Genomic DNA, 23,263 nt, shown 5'->3' with positions numbered 1-23,263 from the left:
CCAGAGGCTTTGAGGACGGGACCTAAAGTGCCGTATGGGTAAGGATCGCATTGATCCTTTTCTGCAAACGGGCAATTCCTGCCTCGTTCTTGAGAACCGCCACCGGTCCGTAGTCGCGCACCAGACACACAAGGTCCTCATCTCGGCTTGTCGCATCGGCAATGGACAGCAAGGTCGCGTTGATTTCCTCGAGATTCTGCTCGGGATTGATGGTGAGGCCAAAATACTCCGGTTCGAGTCGCATTTCCCAGAGATCCTTCCCGCGGACGGCGAGGGCGTTGCTGCAAGCTTCCAGATAGGCGGTGTAATCCGCAACCCCGAGGCCGCCCTCGTTGATGCGCTGGCGCAGCCACACATGACTTTCCGCCAGTATCCTGTCAGCCAGGCGGCGACGTTTTCCGAAACGGGTGGCGGAGGCCAGGCGGCGAGAAAGGGTTTCCTTGCGGTTTTCGCCGACGAGCACATCCGAAGCGCCGTTGCGGAAGAGCTGCACTAGGTCCTCCTCGCGTTCGCAGACAGCCAGCACCGGCAGTCCGGCAAAGCGCGCATCCCGGCGGATTTGCTGCATGTAGTCGATCGCATCGTCGAACGCGGCATCGACCACAACCGCGTCAAAGGCTCGTTTCGACATGAACTCGACAGCCATGTTGCCGTCAAAAGCTCCGAAAACCTCGACCTTCTGATCGCTCGCATCCTGCCATTCAAGAAACCGGCCGCTCAAGCCGACAACCAGGAGACTGCTGGAGCCCGAATGATGCGGCGCCGTGCCGAAACCGGGAATCCGGCCGAAGATCCTGCGGCGAAGCAGCGCTTCTTCCGAACGCAGCAGGGCGCGCTGGTGAATGCAGATCAGCATCACAAGGATCTCGTCGGGAACGATCCGATCGATAATCGCGGTGGCCTGCAGTCCATCGGGCAGTGTGCTGTCACTGCCGGTGAGCACATAAAAGGGAACGTCGCAGGCCAGATCCCGTATCTGGGTCTGGAGCCAGTCGAAAAAGTCGCCTTCCTGCCCGTCCTGCAGACAGGTCACATCGACGACAATCGCGGCCGGCAGAGCAGTCGGCAGCGGGCTGCGCCGCTCGAACATGCTCAACAGGGCGACATCCAGATCCTCCGGTTCGTCGCCGCGGCTGATCCGCCTGGGTCTCCGCCCCGCATACCAATATGGTCCGCGCCATGAAAGCGAGGTTTCAACATCCATTCCAGATCCCCACCTAGGCCACGGCGGCGGGAAGCCGCTGAGTGCGCATGGTCAATCGCTCACGACAAACGGTTCCATCCTCATTTCGTGGCAAAGATTGTAAAATCAGAACGCGATGAGGGATCCTGGCAAGATCCACGCCTTCCGCATCCAGATAGGCAAAGAAGGCACCGGCATCCGGCACTTGGCCGGGTTCGGGCACCAAGGCCGCATACATTCTTGCGCCGAGGACCGGATCTTCCACGACAAAGGCCGCAGCCTCCTTCACACCCTGATAATCCGCGTAAATGAGGTCGACCGTCTCGAGGTTGCCGGTTCCCAGGGCATATTGTCCGGGAATGCCAAATCCGGAAATTCCGCCGTCAACCAGTTCGACATTGATCCTGGTGTTCAGAAAGCCGGTGCTTTCCCATTGCACCTTTCTCTGGTCGCTGTTGATCGTGTGCCAGCCGACTTCCGGAACCATCGGTCCCTTGACAAGAAGAGTCGGCGTATGACCGTCTGTTTCGTCGGTCACCGCAATTTCCAGAAGGGCTGGCCCGCTTTCACACCCGTTCGGCCCGCTATGCTTTCCCAGCGCCGTCGCTTTCATCCTGGCGGACGGTCCGCGTGCCCTGGCCACCAGGGCGAATTCATCGGCGATATGCAGGTCGACCAGTCTGCGCCGCGCAACGAAAGCCGACGGATGGGGAGCCGCGATGTTCCACGCAGCAAGGATCGTGGTTTTGTTGTCCGTCAGTTTCCTGTCCAGCGTCTGGGCAAGCGGCCCTGGCGTCATGACCACATCGGCACTCACATCATTGGCATGGGCAGCCAGATTGGCCAGAGACGTCGGATGATGCAGATGCAGTGTACCGCCGGTCCGTAGCCAGGGAACGAGTCCGCCCCCCAGGCCGGTCAGACCGCTGAGGGAATAGGGCACCAGAAGGCTGCTTGCCTGGGCAATATGGGCCTCTTCGATGATCATCTGCGAGGCGGCGCTCCAGTGATTGTGGCATCGGCTCACCGGGACATTGTCATCACCGCTCCGGCTCCAGCAAATGGTCGCCGTGTGATCGGCCGGATCCGGACGGTCACTCGGAGAAAATTCCAGATCACCGGCCATTTCCGCCAGCATCGGTCCCAGTTCGATCAAACCGTCCGGAATATCCTTGCCGAGCCCGAAGACGAAACGAAGCGAAAACAGATCTGCAGCCACGTCCCGTGCGGCGATGCCAACCTCCCGGGTCTCAACCCGGTCGGCGGCGATGAACCCCTTCGCGCCGATGGAATTCAGCGCTTCAAGCACATTCTTCTGGCGCCAGTGCAGCGGCAGCGGCGAGATGATCAGATCCGCGCGCAGGGCCGCCAGGATCGCGATCACGGTATCTACCGTGTTGGGCGCCTGAACGCCGATCACATGGTCGGCTGCAAGCCCCACGGTCCTGTAAAAAGCCGCCAGGCGATCAATTTCACGATCCGCTTCGGCATAGGTCAACCGGCGGGGCGCTCCCCCGGTCCAGGCTTCCCTGTCCGGAGCATCCGCCATGGCGAGACGGGACGGGTGTTCCGCCGCTGTCTGCCGGAAGAGTTCGTCGAGCGGCAAATCGGACCAGGCTCCGCTCTCGTGATACTCGTTGGAACGGCTTTCTTCGGTGACTTTCATGTTCTCTTTCGTCCATAGGTCCGATTATTGCGCTGCGGCAGACCACCACGTGTCGTATTCATGTCCGTAGAGGGAGTGCTTGTCGGGCGGCACGACCTTGGTCCAGTGTGCGACCCAGTCGTCGGAAACGTGATACAGCGGCACCGCATAGGCCCCTGAAATGAGCACGCGGTCGAACGCACGGACTGCATCCACGAATTCCTCACGGCTGCGGGCGCCGACGATTGCATCGATGAGTGCGTCGATCGCAGGTTCCTTCGCGCCGACGAAATTGAACGAGCCTTCGGCATCCGCCGCCTTTGACGACCAGCGTCCATATTGCTCCGCCCCGGGCGACAGTGACGCCGTCCATGTGTTGAACACCATGTCGAAATCGCGCTTCGTTCGCCGATCTTCAAACTGCGAGGGGTCGACGCTGCGCACGCGCGCATCGATCCCAAGGAGTTCCAGTGTGCGGATATAGGCAAGGGCGAGTTTTTCCTCATCCTCGTTCTTGGACAGAATTTCAAAGGCCAACGCTTGCCCGGTTTCCTCGTGAACCAGCTTGCGGTCCTTGAGGCTGTATCCGGCCTGTGCAAATGCGGCGAGCGCAGCCCGCAACACCTTCCTGTCCCGTCCGGAACCGTCTGCATCCGCCGGACGCCAGGTGCCCGCCATCACGTCCGGATCCACTGCATCGGGAAACGGCGCCAGAAGCTCCTTCTCGCGTGCACTGGCGGGCCGGCCGATCGAGGAAAGTTCGGAATTGTCCCAGTAACCGGCCGTACGGGTGAACAGGCCGTGGTAGAGGTTACGGTTGACCCATTCGAAATCGAACAGCATTCGCAAGGCCTTGCGCACTTGCCGGTCCTTGAACTGGTCTCTGCGGGTGTTGAAGGCGATGCCCTGCATGGCGGCGGGAACGCCAAGCGGCACTTCCAGTTTCACGACGTTACCGTTCTCGACCGCGGGAAAATCGAACCCGGTCGCCCAACGGGCGGGATCGCGGAATTGCAGCGCCTCGACGAGACCCTTCTTGAAGGCTTCCTGCAACGAGGTTTCGTCGCGGAAATAGTCGATGCGGATTTCATCGAAATTATCGAAGCCGGCCTTCACCGGCAGGTCCCGGGCCCAATAGTCTGGGTTTTTCTCGTAAACGACCGTCCGGCCAGGTTCGATGGTCTTGAACGTATAGGGACCGGACCCGACCGGCGGGTTCAGGGACGACTTGTCGAAGGTCTCCGCATCCGTGTGCTTGCTGGAATAGATCGGCGCCAGAGCAATCAGCAACGGCAGCTCCCTGTTGTCGCCGTTTTCAAACACCAGCTTCAGCCGGTTCGGTCCGGTAACCTGCTTTTCCTTGATTGACGCATACCAGTTGCGATAGGGCGGGCGGCCCTTGTCGCGGATGACATCGAGGGAAAAGATCACGTCCTCGATGGTTACCGGTGATCCATCCGAAAACCGCGCATCCGGATTGAGCTCGAACTCGATCCATTCGCGGCTTTCCGGCATGCGCACCCGTTGCGCCAGCAGACCGTAGAGCGAAAAGGCTTCCGCGTAGGAGCGCACCATCAGGCTCTCAAGGACATTGTTGCCCATTTCCCGTTCGCGCATACCGCGCGCCGAGGTCCATCCCCCCTGGACAATGAAGGAATTCAGGCTGTCAAAGGTTCCCTGCACACCAAGCGTGATCGATCCGCCCTTGGGCGCGGCCGGGTTGACATAGGGAAACGGCTCGTCGGGGCCAAGTGCAGGCGAACCATGCATGGAAATGGCATGGGTCCAGGGAACGTCCTCGTCTGCCGAAGAGGCCATTGCCGGTCCGCAAATCGCCCATGCGCATGCCGCCACCACCGCGAAACCACGGAGGTAACTATTACGAAACAGACGTACGGGAACTGTGAAGAAACGCATGGCCACCGTCCGAGATTCGGTTGATTCTCACCTTTTAGACTATCACAGGGTTCAAAAAGACGCGCCAGCCGCAAGGGACAAACAGCAAGATATTCAGATTTGAATCGCGGATTTCACCTGCGTTGCAAATCGGTCACCCTCTTGCCCAAATTGGATGCGTTACCATGTTTTCACGGTTTCAATGATCCAACGGGCCTTGCGGTTGCTCCCGGAATGCCTCAGAACAACGCGAAGTTTCGCACACGCACGATTGAGGACGTTTCGATGAAGAGTGTTTTAAAAAGAGGATTGTTCGGGTGTGCTGCCGGTGCATTCGTTGCCTTGTCTTCTTTTGCAGGTGCTCCCGCAATCGCCCAGGAAGAAAAGAGCCCTTGGACGAAGGCGTGTAACACCAATCCGAATACGCAGAAGGAAATCTGCTTCATATCGATTGAACTGCGCACCAATACCGGTCAGTTCCTGAGCAACATTGCCATTCAGGAAACCGAAGGCGAAGCGCGCAAGAAGCTTCTGGTGGCTGTTCCGACAGGGGTATTGCTCCAGCCCGGACTGCGCATCCAGATCGATGACGGCAAGCCTGTCCAGGCGAAATACAGCATTTGCGCTCCCAATGCCTGTTATGCCGAACTCGCCATCGACGACAGTTTCATCGCTTCGATGAAGCAGGGCGGCGAAATGCGGGTCGCGCCATTCAACCAGCAGGCCAAGGAGATCGTCTTCAAGATGACCCTGATCGGCTTCACCAGCGTCTATGACGGTGAACCGATGAACCTTGCTGATCTGCAGAAGCGTCAGGAAGAACTTCAGAGCGAGCTGCAGAAGCGCGCGGACGAAGCCCGCCAGAAGCTGATCGACGCTCAGAAGCAGAGCCAGTAACCCCTGAATTGCAGGACGACCCGCGTGTGTTCGTAAAGAACGACGCGGGTCTCCTGACCCATTTTTTCAGAAATTTAAACTGGCCGTCGGGCCCTCTGCAACAAAGGCCGGAACGCAAGTTCCGGCCTTTGTTGCAGAGGGCGTAAAGCCGAATGGCAGGCACCATCCCGCCTTCCGGTCACGTTGCGTCCTTTCCATGACTGCCTCGGGTGAGGGAACGGCTCCCTGATATAGGCGTGTCGATGGCCGAATACCTGCCGACGAACGCCAGCATGACACCCCGGTCCGGACAGGTTTCGATTGAGAATCCGCAATCCGCCAGGTCACACAGGACCTGCCTGTGTATCCGAAACTCAGGAAAAAATTCAACTGAATTGAAAAACAGGCGGTTTAATCTTGGCGCGTGGTGTTCTAACATTTTTTTCTCAAATCCAATAAAACATTACCTGTAGGAAATTTGATGAAACTTCTTTCTGTGTTTTTCGTATTGGCAACTTTCTTTTTGCCGATATATCCGGCCCTTGCTTCCCCGGATGTCGATTTTCCGCAGCCGGGACAGTCCTTCGGTGGCAAGGTCCGAAGCGGTCCCGGCATGCAATACCAGCAGGTTGGCAGCCTTCACGAGCGGGATGACATCCTCATTCTGAACGGCACCGGCGTCATGATGAACGGTTATGAATGGTTCCAGATTCGCTATGGCCGCGGGCAGACCGGCTATCAATGGGGCGGTCTGATCTGCTCTCAGAAGCCCTATCAGACTATTTACAAGGTATGCGCTCACCGGCAGTCCACTTCCAGCAACCAGCAGAAGAAACCCGATCCGGTGCAGCCGAATGCGCAGAGGCAGGTCAACGGATACAATGTCTCCCAGGTCTTTCATTCCGGCGGCAGCTTCTCGCAGTCGGGCGGAAACCAATGGGAGGAACTGAATGACCGCGGCCGGGTTGCCTTCCGTTTTCAGGAACAAAACAGAGACGAATGGTCGGTCTATCTTTTTGATGCCTCCCGTAACGTGTCATTACAGCTGGACCTTCATCGAAGGCAGATCCTCTACGGGGTTGGCAATCAGGCAAAGACACCTTTGTATGCCATTACCAATGCAATCGCAGACGTCTCGTCACAGCAGCGGCAAGGCGGAAGTGCCACGCCCCAGCCGGCCGCGAATGTCATCCATGTGCGCTACACCTGTCCGGAAGGACTTCCGCTTGACGTCATGTATTACAACGAGGGCAACGGTTATCTTCTGTTCGGTTATGACGGACCGGTCGCGACCCGGCTTGACCAGGTTCGTTCAGGCTCCGGAGCACTCTATACCGATGGCCGGTTCAGTATTCATTCCAAAGGCAATACAGTCGCGATCACGACTCCCGGCGGTACAGACGTATGTCATGAGCGGTAAGGGCGATCTGTCCGGGCAAACCGCAAGGATATGCCGTGACACGGGTACGGAAAACATGCCTGGAGAAATGCGGGGCAGGTGACCCATCCTGTACCGACAGGGTGTCGGTCTTTCTGGAAATAGCGAGTTGCGTTCAAGCGAGTCCTCGGTCTTGATTCAGCGCAACACGCCCCGCGGAACCGGCGTGGACACTTGATATCCATTGCCTTCCAGAACTGCGGTCAAACGGGATCGTTCGAAACGAATGCTGGTCCTGATGTTTCAAGGCTCGATTCCGGATGACAGGATTTAGGCGACAGAAAAGACTGCAACGCAGACAGAGCAATAGAGGCAGTCGCGTTGAACTGAAGTCAGGAAATCGCCGCCCCGTGGCTCCGCTTGAACACGACATGCTGTAGCGCAGCGCTCACGCCCGTTTTCTTTAATGAATCTCGACGCTGCGCGGCAGATACGATCCATCGGTCTGTTCTTCAAAGATCTCTTCGACCTGAGGATGGCGCACCGGTTCACCGGTTATGTCCGGCTCCAGATTCTGCTCGCTGACATAGGCGACATATTCTGTCTCCTCGTTTTCGGCGAGGAGATGATAGAAAGGCTGGTCACGGAGAGGGCGCACATCTTCAGGGATCGCGTTCCACCATTCTTCCGTGTTGCTGAAAGTCGGATCGACATCGAAAATCACACCCCGGAAAGGGTAAATCCGGTGCCGGACGACCTGGCCGATTCTGAATTTTGCCGTTCGCATGGTTACTCGTCCGCCTACTGCATGCATTGCCGGGATACCGTGTCAACGGCCTGCTGGCAAGCGTTGCAACATTAAACTTTACACACGGAGCCTTGCGAATTTCTAAAGACCGTAGACCGAGGCAAGCTCGGAGTCCTTGGAAGCAACGAGTTTAGCCAGATCAACAATCACCTTGGCCTGTTTCCACGTGGCATCATCCTGCATCTTCCCGTCGATCATCACCGCACCCGTGCCGTCCGGCATGGCATCCAGTATCTTCGCGGCAAAAGCGACTTCAGCCGGATCCGGAGAAAAGACTTTCTTGGCAATGTCGATCTGGGTCGGATGAAGAGACCAGGCTCCGACGCAGCCCATCAGGAAGGCATTGCGGAACTGGCTTTCGCAGGCGTCCGGATCGGAAAAATCGCCGAAGGGGCCGTAAAAGGGTTTCAAGCCGCAGGACAGACAGGCATCGACCATCTTGCCGACCGTGTAATGCCAGAGATCCTGCTGATATGCCGCGCGCGCGCCGGACCCGTTCACGTCCGACAGCACCGCGTAATCGGGATGCCCGCCGCCGACGCGGGTGGTTTTCATGCCTCGCGAGGCAGCAAGGTCCGCAGGACCCAGGCTCATCCCGTGCATACGGGGACTGGCCATGGCGATCTGCTCGACATTCTTGACCCCCTCGGCGGTCTCGAGAATGGCATGGATCATGATCGGCGTGGAAAGGCCCGCCCTGGCTTCCAGCTGCGCCAGCAACTGATCGAGATAGTGAATGTCCCAGGGGCCCTCAACCTTCGGCAGCATGATGACATCCAGCTTGTCCCCGACGGCCGGCACGATTTCCATCAGGTCATCGAGGAACCACGGACTGTTGAGACAGTTCACCCGGGTCCACAGTCCGGTTTCGCCGAAATCGTTTTCCCTGGCCATCTGAATGAACCCGTCGCGGGCATCGGTCTTGGCGTCGGCGGGGATGGCATCCTCGAGATTGCCGAGAACCACGTCGACCTTGCGGATGAGATCGGGAACCTTCGCGCGCATCTTTTCCACATGCGGCGGGACGAAATGGATCATGCGTTCCAGGGAAACGGGCAGTTCCCGGAACGGGGAGGGCGCTCCGATGGCGAGCGGCTTGTAAAACGCACCTGGTGTTTTCATGAATCCGCGATCCTTCACTAAAGAAAAAACAGGTATAGCGCTTATGCTGCGCCGCAACCATGCGCCGAAAGGCGAAAAGGCCGTCGTTCGCCGGCCCGGTCCCGCTAGCGGCTCACGCTGCCGTTGCCGTTAACGACCGCGGCCCGTCGGGCCTGTTTTTCGGCGGACGTCTTGCCGGGCGGCGCCCACTTCTTGTGGATCCACATCCACTGTTCCGGATATTCCCGGATCCAGCCTTCGAATATGGCATGGATCTGCGTCGTCGTTGCTTCGATATCCGCCTGCCTGTCCTGCGTGACAGGGAAGGATATGGCACGGCCCTCGAGGCGGAAGTGCACGCCCTTCTTGCGAACGACGCGTCCCAGAATGATCGGAACGTTGCAGGCCCTGGCCAGCGAGGCGGGCACCGGCGTGGCATAGGCCATCCGTCCGAAAAACGGCACCCGGATCCCCCTGGTTTCCCTGAGATCCCCCATCATGGCCACGACCCCGCCGCCCTTGAGCGTTCCGAGGATCTTTCGCGCCGTCCGGTGTCCCTTCGACAGCAGTCCGCCCTTGTAGAGATGCAGCCTGAGGTCGCGAAGCGCCTTGTCGGCTTCCGGATTGCGCAGCGCCTGATACACGCCGGTAATGGCAATCCCCTTGCGGACTGCCGGCTGAACCAGCAGTTCCCAGTTGCCGCTGTGCAGGGAAACGAACAGGCAGGGGCGCTCGCCATTGAGGACCTGCGCGGTGACTTCGTCGACATCCACCTCGAACCGCCCGGGCTGATTCAGCAACCGGTCGATGTGAAAGGTTTCGGCGGTCACACGGCCGAGATTCTCCCACATGCCGCGCACGATTGCCTCCCGTTCTCCGGCAGTAAGGGAGGGCATGGCCTCTTCCAGATGACTCAACGCTCTTTTGTGCCGCGCGTTGAATGGCGCCAGCACCCGCCAGAATGCCCCCATCAGGTAGGAGGCGACATCAACGGGAATAAGACGGAACAGCCAGATCGCGACCTTCAGGGCGAGTCCTTCGATCCGATTCTGCAACGCTGTCAGCTTCGGAGCCTTATGGTGTCTTTTTTTCCGGGACATCGGGAACAGGGGCTCTCGTCTTTTCGGCCATTCTACGAAGAAGAAGCTATGTCCAAACAGGACGGCGGTGACGAATGATCGCATGGATCCGCCGGATGCGGGACCACATCCGAACACGGGACAAGTCAGGGAAAGCGCGGCTCATCTTCGAGCATTTCCGAACCTTCCGCTTCCTGGCGGACAACTCTCCGCCGCAGGGGGTTTCATTATCATTTGTGGGTCCGGGACCCGGTCAGGCCGAAACCGCACTTGCGATGCGGCCGCAGACCTGATTGGAATGCGGATCATGCCGATCCGCAGGTTACGCGTCCCTTAGCCAAGCATGGAACAAGAAGCAAGCGTCACAGATCCTCCCACACGGTTACATTTCATCCCTGGAACTTGAATGCTGAACGTCGTCACACTTGCCTTACCTTTTTTCGGGTTGATCCTCCTGGGATTCGGGGCGGGAAAACTCCGGAATCTGCCGGAGTCCGGTCTGGCCTGGATGAATTTCTTTGTGGTTTATCTCGCCCTTCCGGCATTGTTCTTCCGGCTGCTGTCCGAAACGCCCTTCGAGGAACTGGCCAACCTGTCCTTCGTCGGCGCGACGACGTTCACAACCTATATCGTCTTCGCGATTTCCTTCTGCATCGGCGTCGTGGCAACACGGGGCAACATAGGGGAATCCACCATCCTGGGGATCGCCGGTGCCTATTCCAATGTGGGATACATGGGCCCCGGCCTGACGCTTGCGGTTCTCGGAGAACAGGCGACCGTCCCCACAGCGCTGATTCTGGCATTCGACAATGCCCTGATGTTCATTCTCGCTCCCTTGCTCATGGCGCTCGCCGGCACGGAAAACGAAACCTTTGCGGGAACCCTCAAAAAGATCGTCTTCAGGATCTTCACACATCCCTTCATTCTTGCAACCATTGCCGGCGTTCTTGCCGCCGCCATGAAGTTTCAACCGCCGACCGCGATAGATACCATGCTGAGATATCTCAGCAACGCCGCGGCCCCCTGTGCGCTGTTCGCGATGGGCGTGAGCATAGCGCTTCGACCGGTCGGGCGCATTCCGCTCGAACTGCCGCTTGTCCTGTCAATCAAGCTGATCCTGCACCCCATCCTGGTCTTCCTGCTGCTCATGTGGCTTGGCGGCTTCGACCCCAACTGGGTCGCCACCGCGGTCCTCATGGCCTGCCTGCCTCCGGCAACGAACGTCTTCATCATCGCGCAGCAATACGGAACCTATGTCCACCGGGCGTCGAGTTTCGTGCTCATCGGCACGGCGGTTTCCATCGTTACCGTCACGGGCTTCATCTGGGCAATCACGAGCGGTTTCCTGCCGCTCCGGTGAGGACTATGCTCACACGATCGCCGACAGAACGCTTCAGGACGAACGCACATGACTTCCACCAAAGATGTCCTGTCAGTCCTCGACAGCTACCCTGTAGCCTTGAGACAGGCCTTGCTGGACCTGCGGCGGCTGATCCACGACACGGCACGGGAAAACGACGGGATCGGCGTCCTTGAGGAAACCCTGAAATGGGGCCAGCCGAGTTTCCTGACCGTCCGGCCGAAGACCGGAACCACAATCCGCATCGACCGGGACACGTCCCCAAGAGGCGACTATTCACTCTTCGTGTCCTGCCGGTCCTCGCTGGTATCGCAATGGCGGGGGCTCTTTCCTCATCTGACATTCGGCGGAGACCGCAGCGTTCATTTCAGGCTGGAAGATCCCATGCCTGTAAATGAACTGCGCCAGATGATCACGATGGCGCTCACCTACCACTCAGGAAAACGGAAACCGGTGGGACAGGCGCGATTGCCCGAATGACCGGCTGAAGTCACCGGCCGCGCCGTCAGTGTCGGATTGACGACCTGTGGAGCTGCAGTCCGCTTCCCGGCGCCAGACCTTCCCGCATGAGCAATCTGCGAAGCGGGCCGACTTTTCCGGCAAGATACATGCCGGCGCCGCGCACGAGCTGTACGGGCAGGAAACCGGTGAGGAGGGACCGGTTCAGCAGATCCACTGCCTGTGTCCGCGAGCGTATATCGCTCTTGCGGCCTGACTCGTAGGAACGCAGGATTTCGGGACCGCCGATATCCTGCTGTTTCAGGAAGGCCGCCGACAGCACCTTGTCCAGATCGGCAATATCGCGGAGCGAGAGGTTCAGTCCCTGGGCCCCAATGGGCGGAAAGACATGCGCGGCTTCTCCGATCAAAGCCACCCGCTCGGCAATCAGCCGGGTTGCCGAGAGACCCGAAAGCGGAAAGCTCTGCACTTCGGAAGCAAGCTTGAAGCGACCCAGAATGGAATGGGCGCGCCGTTCCAGTTCCGCTTCCAGAAGAGCCTCCTTCATTTCTTTCAGACGTTTGGCTTCATCTTCGGTCTCAACGCAGACCAGCGAGGATTGACGGCCGGGCAGGGGAACGAGCGTGAAGGGACCGCTCGGCGTGTGGAATTCGGTGGATATATTCTGGTGCGGCAGACTGTGATCCAGGTTGAGCACAACGGCTGACTGCGGATAGGACCAATGCTTCACATCGATGCCCGCCGCCTTGCGGATGAATGAATTGCGGCCGTCCGCCGCAACGACAAGCCGCGCCTCCACGCTCCGGCCGTCCGAGATCTGAAGGACCGCGTTTCCTGCAGGATATTCAAGACCCGTCACGGTACCGTCGATGACGGACAGGTTCTCCGCCGACGCGCAGGCTTCTTCAAGAACTGCATTAAGATCCCGGTTCAGGATATTGAAACCGAACTCTTCCAGTCCGATTTCCGAACTGTCGAAAACAACCTCCGGGGCACGGATCAGACGGCCGGTGTCGTCAATCATCCGCATTTTCCGCAGTTGCGCGGCGTTTTCCCGGATCCGGGACCAGACGCCGATGTCCTCAAGCAGCGAGATGGATTTTTGCCACAGCGCGGTGGTTCGCCCGTCCTTCGCTGACGCGGCCGGTGCGACGAGAACGGTGGAAAAGCCGCTTCTTGCAAGCCTCAGGGCAGCGATACGGCCTGAAGGGCCGCCACCGACCACCGCAATATCGAACTTTTTCGTCTGTTTTGTCTTTGCCATGGTTCCAACCGGATCAACGGGTCTTTAGAAACTGAGTGATTGTCTTTTTACAGAGCATTTGCAACGGGACCAAAGCACGCATCTCAAAATGTGTGCCCTCGACGCTCCTCATGGTAATGATGACGAATATCAAACCCTGAATGCGCAAATCAGGCTACCCGATCAACAGTGTTCATCAGGCAAAGCGAAACTTCCACCGACATGACACCTGTATCCGGCCCGCAAAATATCGACCATCCGGCCCGCGGAGACAGCAGTGGCCGCGCCTGGCCGCTGGTTCTTGCGTTTGTTGCCGCCCTGTCGCTCGGTGGATGGGCCTATCTGATCGCGATGATTGCCGACATGGTTCCGGTCATGGATATGACACAGGCCGGACCGGGCATGGGCGTTCTCAACCGGTTCAACCTTTTCAGGGGCCTGCCGGCGGAAACCCGCGCGGCACTCGCTGTCCTCTGCCTTCCCGCGGGAGCCACATTCGGCATGCCGGGGCCGGAAATGACCCTTGCCGACCTCGGCAAGGTTTTCCTGATGTGGGCCATGATGGCCATGGCCATGATGCTGCCGACGGCAGTTCCCATGCTGAAGTCCTATTCGGCCGGCACCTCGGCACGCAGGGGCCTGGGGCTCAGGTCGGCCCTGCCGGTCGTTTTCGCCGCCACGGGATACCTGTCCGTCTGGCTTGCCTATGCCCTCGTGGCGACTCTGGTCCAATGGCTGCTTTTCTCCCTGGGCGCCCTGTCCGAAATGATGGCACCCATAAGCCTGGCCCTGACCACCTCGGTGCTCTTCGTCGCCGGGCTTTACCAGTTCACCCCCGCGAAAAAGGCCTGTCTGCTGCGGTGCTGGTATCCTCACTGGGTTTCCGGCGGCGATCCCGCTGGCGGAACCGTGCTGTCCGGATTCCGGGAAGGAATCTACCAGGGGCGGGCGTGCCTTGGCTGCTGCTGGGCCGTGATGACGGTGATGTTTGCCGTCGGATTGATGAATATCGTCTGGATCGCCCTTCTGGGCGGCGTGATGGCCCTTGAGAAGACCTTTCCCAGCCGGATCTTTCCGGCCGCAATCGGCGTTGCGCTGATCCTTTGGGCAGGCTTCCTTGCCTCAACTGTTCTGCTGGCATCCGCACCCGCATAAGTCAGACCCGCCCGGTTTTTACACGCATTCTCGCCGGAAAATGGGTCGGGACTGTTTTTTCGGTTCACACTGTCATACCATTGCAATAAATAATCATCCCAGCGCCTGTTAGATTGTTGGGCGGGGAAATAAGCAATTCAATCCAGACGCTGTTGAAAGTTGAGCCGCGTCCCGGTTTATAAATAGGGAAACCCCGTGACAGATATTACGCCAGGCAAAGAGGCGCCGGAGCCTGTCCTCTTCCTGATCCATATCCTGACCGCCTCCGGTGCGCCGATAGCACTCGTCGCCCTTCTTGCGGGCGCGCAGGGCAGGTGGTCGGAGATGTTTGCCTGGCTCGGTCTGGCCTTTTTTGTCGACGGGATCGATGGACCGCTCGCCCGCCGGTACAATATCGCCGAACGACTGCCCCGCTGGTCGGGAGCGTCCCTCGATTTTGTCATCGACTACGCGACCTACGTGTTCCTGCCGGCCTTTGCCCTGTCCTGGAGCCTGATGCTTTCCCAGCCGTGGAACTGGATCTGCGGCGGGCTCGTCGTCTTCACCGGCGCGCTCTATTTCGCCGACAACGGCATGAAGACGCCGGACGGGTCCTTCAAGGGATTTCCGGCGGGTTGGAACATGGCGGTTTTCGGCCTGATGGTGCTGTCACCCTCGGAAGGTTTCACGATTGCCTTCGTGCTCCTGTGCTGCGCGCTGACCTTTGCGCCCGTGCGTTTTGTCCACCCGGTCCGCGTCCGACGCTGGCGGGTCGTGACCCTGCCGGTCACGCTGCTGTGGATGGGCCTTGCCGCTTTCGCGATCCTGAACGACATGTCATTGAACGGTCTTTCCGCGCTGATATTTACTGTAGCCAGCCTGTATTTGTTCTCGGTTTCAGCGGTTCAGCAACTGCTCGACCGCGTTGACTGACGCCTTGCCGATCAAGCCGTTTTCACACGCCAGGTCCGGTGAAAGCGGACCAGCGATCGCATTTGACATGCACCAGCACACACATCAGAGGTAGCCATGCTGGCCTGGGTAACGGATCCGCAGATCTGGGCAAGTCTCGTGACCCTGACGGTCATGGAGATCGTGCTCGGAATCGACAATATCGTCTTCATTTCGGTCATCGTCTCGCGTCTTCCGGCAGAAATCGCCCACCGGGCGCGGCGCATCGGGCTGGCGCTGGCGCTGGTGTTCCGCATTGCGCTGCTGTCGGTGCTAACCTGGCTTGTCGGATTGACGGCGCCACTGTTCACCGTCGCCGACCACGCCTTCTCCTGGCGCGATGCGATCCTGATCGCAGGCGGCCTGTTCCTGCTCTTCAAGGCCACCCATGAAATCCACAACGGGATCGAAGGGGCCGGCGACGACGATGCGCCGCGTGACGTCAAGATGAGTTTCGCGGCGGTCATCGCGCAGATCATCGTCATTGATCTCGTCTTTTCCGTCGATTCCATCATCACCGCGATCGGCATGGCCGAGCATATTCAGGTGATGGTCGCCGCCGTCGTTCTCGCCATGATCGTGATGTATGTCGCCTCCGGCCCGGTCGCGACCTTCATCCAGCGGCATCCGACCACCAAGATGCTGGCCCTGTCCTTCCTGCTTCTGATCGGCGTGGCGCTGATCGCCGACGGTCTGGGATTTCACATCCCGCGCGGATATATCTATTTCGCCATGGCCTTTTCGGCGGGCGTTGAAATCATTAATGTTCTTGCCAAACGCAACCACAGCAAGGCAGACAAGAACTAAAGGCAGTCCATGCCGCGGAGGATCAAATGGTTCAGGCAATCCAAGTACACGAAACCGGTGGCCCCGAAGCCATGCGCTGGGAACAGATCGAAGTCGGCGAGCCCGGTCCCGGCGAGGTCCGCATACACCAGACCGCCATCGGCCTGAATTTCATCGACACCTATTTCCGCTCAGGCCTCTATCCCGCTCCGAACGGAATGCCCTTCAGCCCCGGCAATGAAGGCGCCGGTGTGGTGCAGACCGTGGGCGAAGGCGTGACCAGTCTGAAACCGGGCGACAGGGTGGCCTATGCCGGTCCGCTCGGCGCCTATGCGCAGGAGCGCGTCATCGCCGCCGACCGGCTCGTTCTGATCCCGGATGCAATCGACGACAAGACCGCTGCCGGCATGATGCTCAAGGGCATGACCGCCCAGTATCTTCTCAGGCAGACCTTCAAGGTGGGACCGCAGACGACGCTTCTGTTTCACGCCGCTGCCGGCGGCGTGGGCCTGATTGCCGGACAATGGGCGGCCCATCTGGGGGCAACCGTTATCGGGACGGCTGGTTCGGACGAGAAGATCGAACTCGCAAAGGCCCATGGTTACCGGCACATGATCAACTACCGGACGGAAAACTTCGTCGAACGCGTGAAGGAGATCACCGGCGGCAAAGGCTGTGACGTCGTCTATGATTCCGTGGGGAAAGACACCTATCCCGGGTCTCTGGATTGCCTGAAGCCGCGCGGCATGTGGGTCAGTTTCGGCCAGTCTTCCGGTCCGATCACCGATTTCAACCTGGCCATGCTGGCGCAGAAGGGCTCGCTTTACGCGACCCGGCCGACACTCTTTTCCTATATCGCCACCCGCGAAGAGCTGGAGTATACCGCCGGGGAACTGTTCGACGTGGTCGAAAAGGGAATCGTCAAGATCGACGTCAATCAGGAGTACCGGCTTGCGGATGCCAGGCAGGCTCACATGGATCTCGAGGGCCGCAAGACCACCGGCACGACGGTCATGATCCCCTAGGGAAGAGACCAAGCCATGCGTTCCGCCCGGGCCCAGGACCTGTCCCGCAATCTCTACACCCCGGCGATGCGCTATTTCCAGGCCGTCGCCGAGGCCGGTTCCATCCGGGCCGCCTCCCGGGCGCTGAATGTCGCTTCGTCGGCCGTCAACAGGCAGATCCTGTGGCTTGAGGAGGCTCTTGGGCTGCAGCTTTTCGACAGGGTAGGGCGCGGGGTGCGGCTGTCGCAGGCAGGCGAATTGCTGCTTGCCCATATTCGACGCTCCTACTCCGATTTCGAGGGGACTGTGGCCGAACTCGATGCCCTGAAGGGCCTGCGCCGGGGCACGGTTTCAATTGCCTCGGTCGAAAGCGTGGCGGAAAAGCTGCTGCCATCGATCATAGGGAGTTTCCGCAAGAGCTATCCGGGCATTCATGTAAATGTGGCCGTTTCCTCCTCCAGTGAAGCCGCCCGCATGGTCGGTGCGGCCGAGGCGGATGTCGGCTTTACATTCGACCCGCCGGAAACCTCCTCACTGACCGTCGCCTTCCAGCATGATCTCGTGATCGGCGCCCTGATGTCCCCCGGTCACCCGCTCGCCGGGGAAAAGAGCCTAAGCCTGCAGGACTGCCTGAAGTATCCGCTCGCGCTTCCCGCGGAGGGTCTTTCCCTGCGCACCCGCATCGACGTGGTCCGCGCGCGGATTCCCGGAGCGTCCCGCACCTACGTGGAGGCGAATTCGTTGCGCCTGATGCGTGCACTGGCCCGGGAAGAGGACGTGATCGGTTTTCAGACCCGCATCGGCTGCGAGGACGATCTGGCCGCTGGCGCCCTGGTGTTCAAACCCTTGTCGGATGCGCCGCTTCAGGACGACCGACTGTGTGTGGTAACCTCGTCTCTGCGCGCACTGGCTCTGGCTCCGGGCATGTTCTTCGATCATGCCGTGTACGCCTTGAAGGATCATCTTCCGTCCATTGATGCCAAATAGGCATCAATGAGCTCTCAAATGAGCGCTTTGGTTCCGTGGTTTTTTAAGGCACATTTTTTGTGACAGTTTTGCGGCAATCGATCGGCGGACCTCCTGGCGCAATCAATCGGAGGTCGACAGGCCGGGCGGCAGTGAAGTCTTCGGGCGTTCCGTTGGCATGTGGATGGGCGCAGGAAGCATTGGCCGCGCGAGGGAGAAAACCATATGGGGCGTTTGACGACGCACGTTCTTGACACCGCACTCGGCAAACCCGCCGGCGGATTGAAGATCGAACTCTGGTCGCATGGGGCCGTCCCCGCGTTGATCTCGGCGCATGAGACCAACGAAGACGGCAGGGTGGACCGGCCGATTCTCGAGGGCGACGCCTTTGCGACCGGCACATATGAGCTGCGATTCTTTGCGGGAGATTACCTGCGCCGGACCTGCGGGACCTTGCCCGATCCCCTGTTTCTCGACGTAGTTCCGATCCGCTTTGGTATCGCGGAAGCCGACGGGCACTATCATGTGCCGCTTCTGCTTTCCCCTTTCGGCTATTCAACCTACCGGGGGAGCTGAGCCATGCGGGATACCATATGTTTCCTCAAGGGCGGCACTGTCGTCGAACTGGAAAACGTCGGCCCGACCGACACCCTTCTCGATTATCTGCGGCTTCAACGCCGTGAAACCGGCACCAAGGAAGGTTGCGGCGAGGGAGATTGCGGCGCCTGTACCGTGGCACTCGGCCGGCTGATCGATGGGCGGCTGGTCTATCAGCCGGTCAACAGCTGCATTCAGCTGCTGGGCATGATCGATGGGGCCGAACTGGTCACCGTCGAGGATCTGTCGAGCGACGACAGGCTCCATCCCGTTCAAAGCGCCATGATCGCCTGCCACGGGTCCCAGTGCGGCTTCTGCACGCCGGGTTTCATCATGACCCTCTTCACGCTCTACCACGCGGAAGGGGAAAACAAATCCAGAAAAACCGTCACCGAATGGCTGGCAGGCAATCTGTGCCGCTGCACCGGTTACCGCCCGATCGTCGACGCCGCTCTGGACGCCTGCTTCGAGGCCGCCGATGACGCCTTTTCCTGGCGCGCCAACGATACGCGGGAAAAGCTCAGGGCACTGGCGGACGGCAGTGACGTCTTCATCGGCGACAGCGAGCGTTTCTTTGCCTCGCCATCGACGCTGGACGGCCTTGCGGCTCTCTATGGCCAGCATCCCGACGCAACGCTGGTGGCAGGGGCCACGGATGTGGGCCTGTGGATCACCAAGCAGCTCCGCGACCTTCCGAAAATGATCTGGCTCGGACGCATCGAAGGACTCGACCGGGTTGAAAGCAGTCCCTCCGGCGTTCTGATCGGCGCGACCGCCAGTTACCGGGCAAGCGAGGAGGCCATGGGCGATCTGTCCGCGGATCTCGGTGAGCTCTGGAAGCGCATCGGCTCCAAACAGGTCCGGGCGTCCGGAACGGTCGGTGGCAATATCGCCAACGGCTCGCCCATCGGCGACACGCCGCCCGCACTGATCGCTCTCGGGACGACACTGGAACTGCAGACCGCGGAAGGCTCCCGCGCGCTCCCGCTGGAAGACTTCTTCATCGACTACGGCAAGCAGGACCGCAAGCCGGGGGAATTCGTGACCGGCCTGTTCGTGCCACGCCTGTCTGCCAATCAGACGTTCCGCTGCTACAAGATCTCCAAGCGCTTCGACCAGGATATCTCCTCGGTCATGGGCGCGTTCCGCTTCACCCTGGAAGACGGAGTGATCCGCGAGGCACGCATAGCCTATGGGGGCATGGCCGGAACCCCGAAACGGGCCACAGGTGCAGAAACCGCCCTGACCGGGGCGGTTCTGGAGGATCCGTCCACCTGGGGCGAGGGCATGCAGGCCCTGATGAGCGATTACACACCCATGAGCGACATGCGGGCAAGCGCGGAATACCGCATGGAAACGGCACGGGCGCTGCTGGCCAAGGCGCTGATGGAAATCAGCGGAACAGCGCCGGAAGACATTCGCGTTCTGGCGCACAGGGAGGCCGGTCATGACTGTGCCGCTTGAAGATCAGGACCTGGCAGGTCCCCTGAAGCAGGTCCGCAAGGCATTTGCCCATGACAGTGCGGAAAAACACGTGCGCGGGACCGCCGAATATATCGATGACATGGTCGAGCCGGTCGGCACCCTGCATGTGGTCCCGGGCTGGACGAGGGACGCCGTGCGCGGCACGATACTATCCGTGGATCTGGAAGCCGTCAGGACGGCACCGGGCGTGGTTGCGGTCCTGACCGCCGCGGATATTCCGGGGATCAACGACTGTTCCTCCGCCTTCGGCGACGATCCGGTTCTGGCGGAGGAGGAAATCCTCTTTCACGGTCAGGTGGTCTTCGCTGTCGTTGCCACGACCCGGGACGCGGGCCGCAAGGCGGCGCTCAAGGCAAAAATTGAGGTCACGCCGAGCACGCCGATCCTGACGCCGGACGACGCGGTGGATGCCGGCACGACGGTCATGCCCGACTACCAGTTCCGCAGGGGATCGCCGGAAACGGGCATGCCCGCTTCCGAGGCGGTCCTTTCCGGAACCATGCATATCGGCGGGCAGGAGCACTTCTATCTCGAAGGTCAGGTGGCCATGGCGCAGCCACAGGAAGACGGCGGCATGCTCGTCCATTCCTCCACGCAGCATCCCACGGAGGTCCAGCATACCGTCGCCAAGGTTCTCGGCGTGCCCGACGCGGCCGTGACGGCGGAAGTGCGCCGCATGGGCGGTGGATTTGGCGGCAAGGAATCCCAGGCCAATCAATGGGCCGCCCTGGCGGCACTGGCGGCGCGGAAGACCGGCCGGACCTGCAAGATGCGTCTCGACCGCGACGAAGACATGATCATGACCGGAAAGCGGCACGATTTCAAAGTCGACTGGAGGATCGGGCATGACGGCACGGGCAAGATCCGGGCCGTCGACATCCAGTTTCTGGCGCGCTGCGGCTACTCCGCCGACCTGTCCCTCGGCGTCAACGACCGCACAATGTTTCACGCCGATTCCAGCTATTTCTACCCGGATGCGCTGATCCGCTCGCGGCGGCTGCGCACGGACACATGCTCCAACACCGCCTTCCGGGGCTTCGGTGGACCGCAGGGCATGCTGGCAGCGGAACGGATGATCGATGCCATCGCCATCACCCTGGGCAGGGATCCGCTCGAAATCCGCAAGCTGAATTTCTACGACGCCCAGCACAATCTCACGCCTTACGGCATGCCGGTGGAAGAATATGAGGTCATGCACGATCTCATTGAACAGCTGGAAAAGAGCTCCGATTACTGGGCGCGGCGCGAACAGGTGGCCGAGTTCAATGCGACCAACGCCGTCCTCAAGAAAGGTCTGGCCCTCACACCGGTCAAATTCGGCATTTCCTTCACCTTGAAGCAGCTCAATCAGGCCGGTGCGCTGGTGCATCTTTATACCGATGGTTCGATCCATCTGAATCACGGCGGCACGGAGATGGGGCAGGGGCTCAATCAGAAGGTCGCACAGGTCGTTGCCGAGGAATTCGGCGTGATGCTCGACCGGGTCCGCATCACGGCAACAAACACCTCGAAAGTTCCCAATACGGCGCCGACAGCGGCCTCATCGGGCACGGATCTCAACGCCATGGCCGCCCGGAAGGCCGCCCGGGAGATCAAGAACCGGCTGATAGACTTCATCTGCGAGCAGTATCAATGCACAGCTGAAGCGATTCACTTCGGCGACAACAAGGTGCTTGTCGGCGAACAGGCCTTCACCCTGGCGGAAATTGCCAAACAGGCCAATGCCGCGCGCATCCAGTTGTCACACGCCGGCTTCTATGCGACGCCGGGAATTACCTGGGACAGGGAAAGCGTTTCCGGCCGGCCGTTCTTCTATTTCGCCTTTGGCGGCGCCTGCGCCGAGGTCACCATCGACACGATGACCGGAGAGATGAGCGTCGACCGGGTGGATGTCCTTCACGATGTGGGCCATTCCCTCAATCCGGCCATCGATATGGGTCAGATCGAGGGCGGCTTCGTTCAGGGCATGGGCTGGCTGACCACGGAGGAACTGGTCTGGGACGAAAAGGGCCGCCTGCGCACCCATGCCCCGTCCACCTACAAGATCCCGACTGCCGCTGACGTGCCCGAGGATTTCCGGATCGATCTCTATGAAGGCAACGGAAATCCGCAGGCGACAGTCTACCGGTCGAAGGCCGTCGGCGAACCGCCGGTGATGCTTGCAAACTCGGTGTTCTGCGCCATCAATGATGCGGTTGCCAGCCTTAATCCCGGCGAAGTGCCGGCCCTTGACGCACCGGCGACGCCGGAAGCGATCATGAAGGCGGTGCAGGAGATGCGCAGGAGGAAGGCGACGCAGTGAACATCTGGGGGCACATCGCGAACAGTCTGAAGCACGGCAATGCCTGTGCCCTCGTTACCGTTGCCCGGGCCGAAGGCTCGACGCCCCGCGACGCCGGCGCGCGCATGGTCGTCGGACCGCAATCGGCCTTTCACGGCACGATAGGTGGCGGAACCCTGGAATACGAGGCGATCCGGCGCGCAGCCTCAGCTGCCAGATCCGGAAAACCGGCGTTTGTCCTGCAGTCGGTTTCCCTGGGCCCCGATCTCGGCCAGTGCTGCGGAGGGCGCGCGGAAATCGCCATTGAAGTGCTCACACCACACTCTCTGGAAATGGCCGAAATGCTGGCCCGCAGGGAAGCGGAGGGAACGGCGTTTGCCACGGTTGCGACGGTGGAGCCTGACGGCCCGCTGAATCGGCAGATCGTCGAGGCCGTTCCGGACGATATCTTCAGCATGGAAGTCGATCCGGTCTCCAGTCGGCGCCGGCTTTCCGAGCGCTTCGGCGCCATCGTCCGGCCGCTATATCTTTTCGGTGCCGGACATGTCGGCAGAGCGCTTGTCCTTGCGCTGGCGCCATTGCCTTTCGACGTTACCTGGATCGACAGCCGGGCGGAACAGTTTCCCGGCCCGGTTCCCGCAAATGTCCGAAAGATCTGCGTATCCGATCCGGCCGGCGCTCTCGAGCAGGCGCCTGACGGAGCCTTCGTTCTGGCAATGACCCATTCTCATCCGCTTGATGAGGAGATCATGGCACGGGCCTTGCTACAACAAAGGTTCGCCTATTGTGGCGTCATCGGTTCCAGAACCAAGCGCGCCAGGTTCCAGAAGCGTCTGAATTCGAGAGGAATAGACAGCTCACTTATCTCAAGAATGGTCTGTCCCGTAGGAATTTCGGCGATAAAATCGAAGCACCCGGCCGCCATTGCGGCCGGCATAGCCGTCGAACTTCTTGAACGGGATGAGGCCGGTCATCAACAAGCCGCTGCAGGCAAGGGGCTTGCACAAAATATACCACATGGTCAATAAAGC

20 protein-coding genes are annotated in these 23,263 nt (G+C 60.0%); 13 read left to right on the top strand and 7 right to left on the bottom strand.

What is annotated here, in order from left to right; translation table 11 throughout:
- Positions 1–22: 22 nt before the first annotated feature.
- From DCO57_RS06135 to DCO57_RS06125, 3 genes are read right to left on the bottom strand one after another with little or no spacing between them, the layout of a single operon-like run.
- Positions 23–1,204, bottom strand: coding sequence for a hypothetical protein (locus DCO57_RS06135; RefSeq protein ID WP_208977823.1), 1,182 nt, complete (start codon positions 1,202–1,204; stop codon positions 23–25).
- A gap of 13 nt (positions 1,205–1,217) precedes the next feature.
- A complete protein-coding gene (locus DCO57_RS06130; RefSeq protein WP_116697971.1) occupies positions 1,218–2,849 on the bottom strand; it encodes a class I adenylate-forming enzyme family protein in 1,632 nt (543 codons plus the stop codon).
- Positions 2,850–2,873: 24 nt separating this feature from the next.
- Positions 2,874–4,646 carry an extracellular solute-binding protein gene (locus DCO57_RS06125; protein ID WP_116697970.1) on the bottom strand — a complete coding sequence of 591 codons (1,773 nt, stop codon included), beginning with the start codon at positions 4,644–4,646 and terminating at the stop codon, positions 2,874–2,876.
- Positions 4,647–4,844: 198 nt separating this feature from the next.
- Here DCO57_RS06125 and DCO57_RS06120 point away from each other — a divergent pair, with 198 nt between their 5' ends.
- Positions 4,845–5,621, top strand: coding sequence for an invasion associated locus B family protein (locus tag DCO57_RS06120; protein ID WP_208977822.1), 777 nt, complete (start codon positions 4,845–4,847; stop codon positions 5,619–5,621).
- Positions 5,622–6,081: 460 nt separating this feature from the next.
- Positions 6,082–7,020, top strand: coding sequence for an MliC family protein (locus DCO57_RS06115; protein ID WP_116697968.1), 939 nt, complete (start codon positions 6,082–6,084; stop codon positions 7,018–7,020).
- Between the two features lie 421 nt (positions 7,021–7,441).
- On the opposite strand, the gene hspQ is transcribed toward DCO57_RS06115, so the two are convergent.
- The 3 genes from hspQ to DCO57_RS06100 form a co-directional block, all read right to left on the bottom strand.
- Entirely contained in the window at positions 7,442–7,765 is a 324-nt protein-coding gene (gene hspQ / locus DCO57_RS06110) for a heat shock protein HspQ (protein WP_068411706.1), read from the bottom strand.
- A gap of 102 nt (positions 7,766–7,867) precedes the next feature.
- On the bottom strand, positions 7,868–8,908 hold the full coding sequence (locus tag DCO57_RS06105) for a CoA ester lyase (protein WP_116697967.1): 1,041 nt from the start codon (positions 8,906–8,908) through the stop codon (positions 7,868–7,870).
- Between the two features lie 104 nt (positions 8,909–9,012).
- Positions 9,013–9,942 (bottom strand): hypothetical protein, encoded by a 930-nt coding sequence (locus DCO57_RS06100; RefSeq protein WP_208977821.1) that lies wholly within the window; start codon positions 9,940–9,942, stop codon positions 9,013–9,015.
- A 430-nt stretch (positions 9,943–10,372) separates the two neighbouring features.
- On the opposite strand from DCO57_RS06100, the gene DCO57_RS06090 reads away from it, so the two are divergent.
- Together DCO57_RS06090 and DCO57_RS06085 are read left to right on the top strand one after the other, a co-directional pair.
- Positions 10,373–11,326, top strand: coding sequence for an AEC family transporter (locus DCO57_RS06090; RefSeq protein ID WP_116697964.1), 954 nt, complete (start codon positions 10,373–10,375; stop codon positions 11,324–11,326).
- A 48-nt stretch (positions 11,327–11,374) separates the two neighbouring features.
- A complete protein-coding gene (locus DCO57_RS06085) occupies positions 11,375–11,806 on the top strand; it encodes a DUF1801 domain-containing protein (protein ID WP_165814654.1) in 432 nt (143 codons plus the stop codon).
- 25 nt (positions 11,807–11,831) lie between these two features.
- Here DCO57_RS06085 and DCO57_RS06080 read toward each other — a convergent pair whose 3' ends face one another.
- Positions 11,832–13,049: a UbiH/UbiF family hydroxylase gene (locus DCO57_RS06080; protein ID WP_116697962.1), complete on the bottom strand. Its 1,218-nt coding sequence runs from the start codon at positions 13,047–13,049 to the stop codon at positions 11,832–11,834.
- A gap of 201 nt (positions 13,050–13,250) precedes the next feature.
- Here DCO57_RS06080 and DCO57_RS06075 point away from each other — a divergent pair, with 201 nt between their 5' ends.
- The 9 genes from DCO57_RS06075 to xdhC all read left to right on the top strand — a co-directional run bounded on the left by DCO57_RS06075 (position 13,251) and on the right by xdhC (position 23,260).
- A complete protein-coding gene (locus DCO57_RS06075) occupies positions 13,251–14,183 on the top strand; it encodes a DUF2182 domain-containing protein (RefSeq protein ID WP_116698004.1) in 933 nt (310 codons plus the stop codon).
- 195 nt (positions 14,184–14,378) lie between these two features.
- Entirely contained in the window at positions 14,379–15,095 is a 717-nt protein-coding gene (locus tag DCO57_RS06070) for a CDP-alcohol phosphatidyltransferase family protein (RefSeq protein WP_116697961.1), read from the top strand.
- Between the two features lie 96 nt (positions 15,096–15,191).
- The gene (locus DCO57_RS06065) at positions 15,192–15,920 is read left to right on the top strand and encodes a TerC family protein (RefSeq protein WP_116697960.1); all 729 of its coding nucleotides are present in this window, start codon (positions 15,192–15,194) and stop codon (positions 15,918–15,920) included.
- A 26-nt stretch (positions 15,921–15,946) separates the two neighbouring features.
- Entirely contained in the window at positions 15,947–16,924 is a 978-nt protein-coding gene (locus DCO57_RS06060; RefSeq protein WP_116697959.1) for a quinone oxidoreductase, read from the top strand.
- A 15-nt stretch (positions 16,925–16,939) separates the two neighbouring features.
- Complete coding sequence (locus DCO57_RS06055) at positions 16,940–17,890, top strand: LysR family transcriptional regulator (protein WP_116697958.1); 951 nt, start codon at positions 16,940–16,942, stop codon at positions 17,888–17,890.
- A gap of 204 nt (positions 17,891–18,094) precedes the next feature.
- Positions 18,095–18,445, top strand: coding sequence for a hydroxyisourate hydrolase (gene uraH / locus DCO57_RS06050; protein ID WP_116697957.1), 351 nt, complete (start codon positions 18,095–18,097; stop codon positions 18,443–18,445).
- A 3-nt stretch (positions 18,446–18,448) separates the two neighbouring features.
- The gene (gene xdhA / locus DCO57_RS06045) at positions 18,449–19,930 is read left to right on the top strand and encodes a xanthine dehydrogenase small subunit (protein WP_116697956.1); all 1,482 of its coding nucleotides are present in this window, start codon (positions 18,449–18,451) and stop codon (positions 19,928–19,930) included.
- Positions 19,914–22,253 (top strand): xanthine dehydrogenase molybdopterin binding subunit, encoded by a 2,340-nt coding sequence (gene xdhB, locus DCO57_RS06040; RefSeq protein WP_116697955.1) that lies wholly within the window; start codon positions 19,914–19,916, stop codon positions 22,251–22,253. The genes xdhA and xdhB overlap by 17 nt, the downstream gene beginning before the upstream one ends.
- Positions 22,250–23,260 carry a xanthine dehydrogenase accessory protein XdhC gene (xdhC, locus tag DCO57_RS06035; protein WP_116697954.1) on the top strand — a complete coding sequence of 337 codons (1,011 nt, stop codon included), beginning with the start codon at positions 22,250–22,252 and terminating at the stop codon, positions 23,258–23,260. Before xdhB ends, xdhC begins: the two co-directional genes overlap by 4 nt.
- Positions 23,261–23,263: the final 3 nt, after the last annotated feature.

Origin of the sequence: Labrenzia sp. 011 (genome assembly GCF_003075075.1) — a bacterium.
GTDB lineage: Bacteria > Pseudomonadota > Alphaproteobacteria > Rhizobiales > Stappiaceae > Roseibium.
The sequence above is the reverse complement of the archived record's forward strand: the minus strand, read 5'-3'. Positions and strand labels throughout refer to the sequence as shown.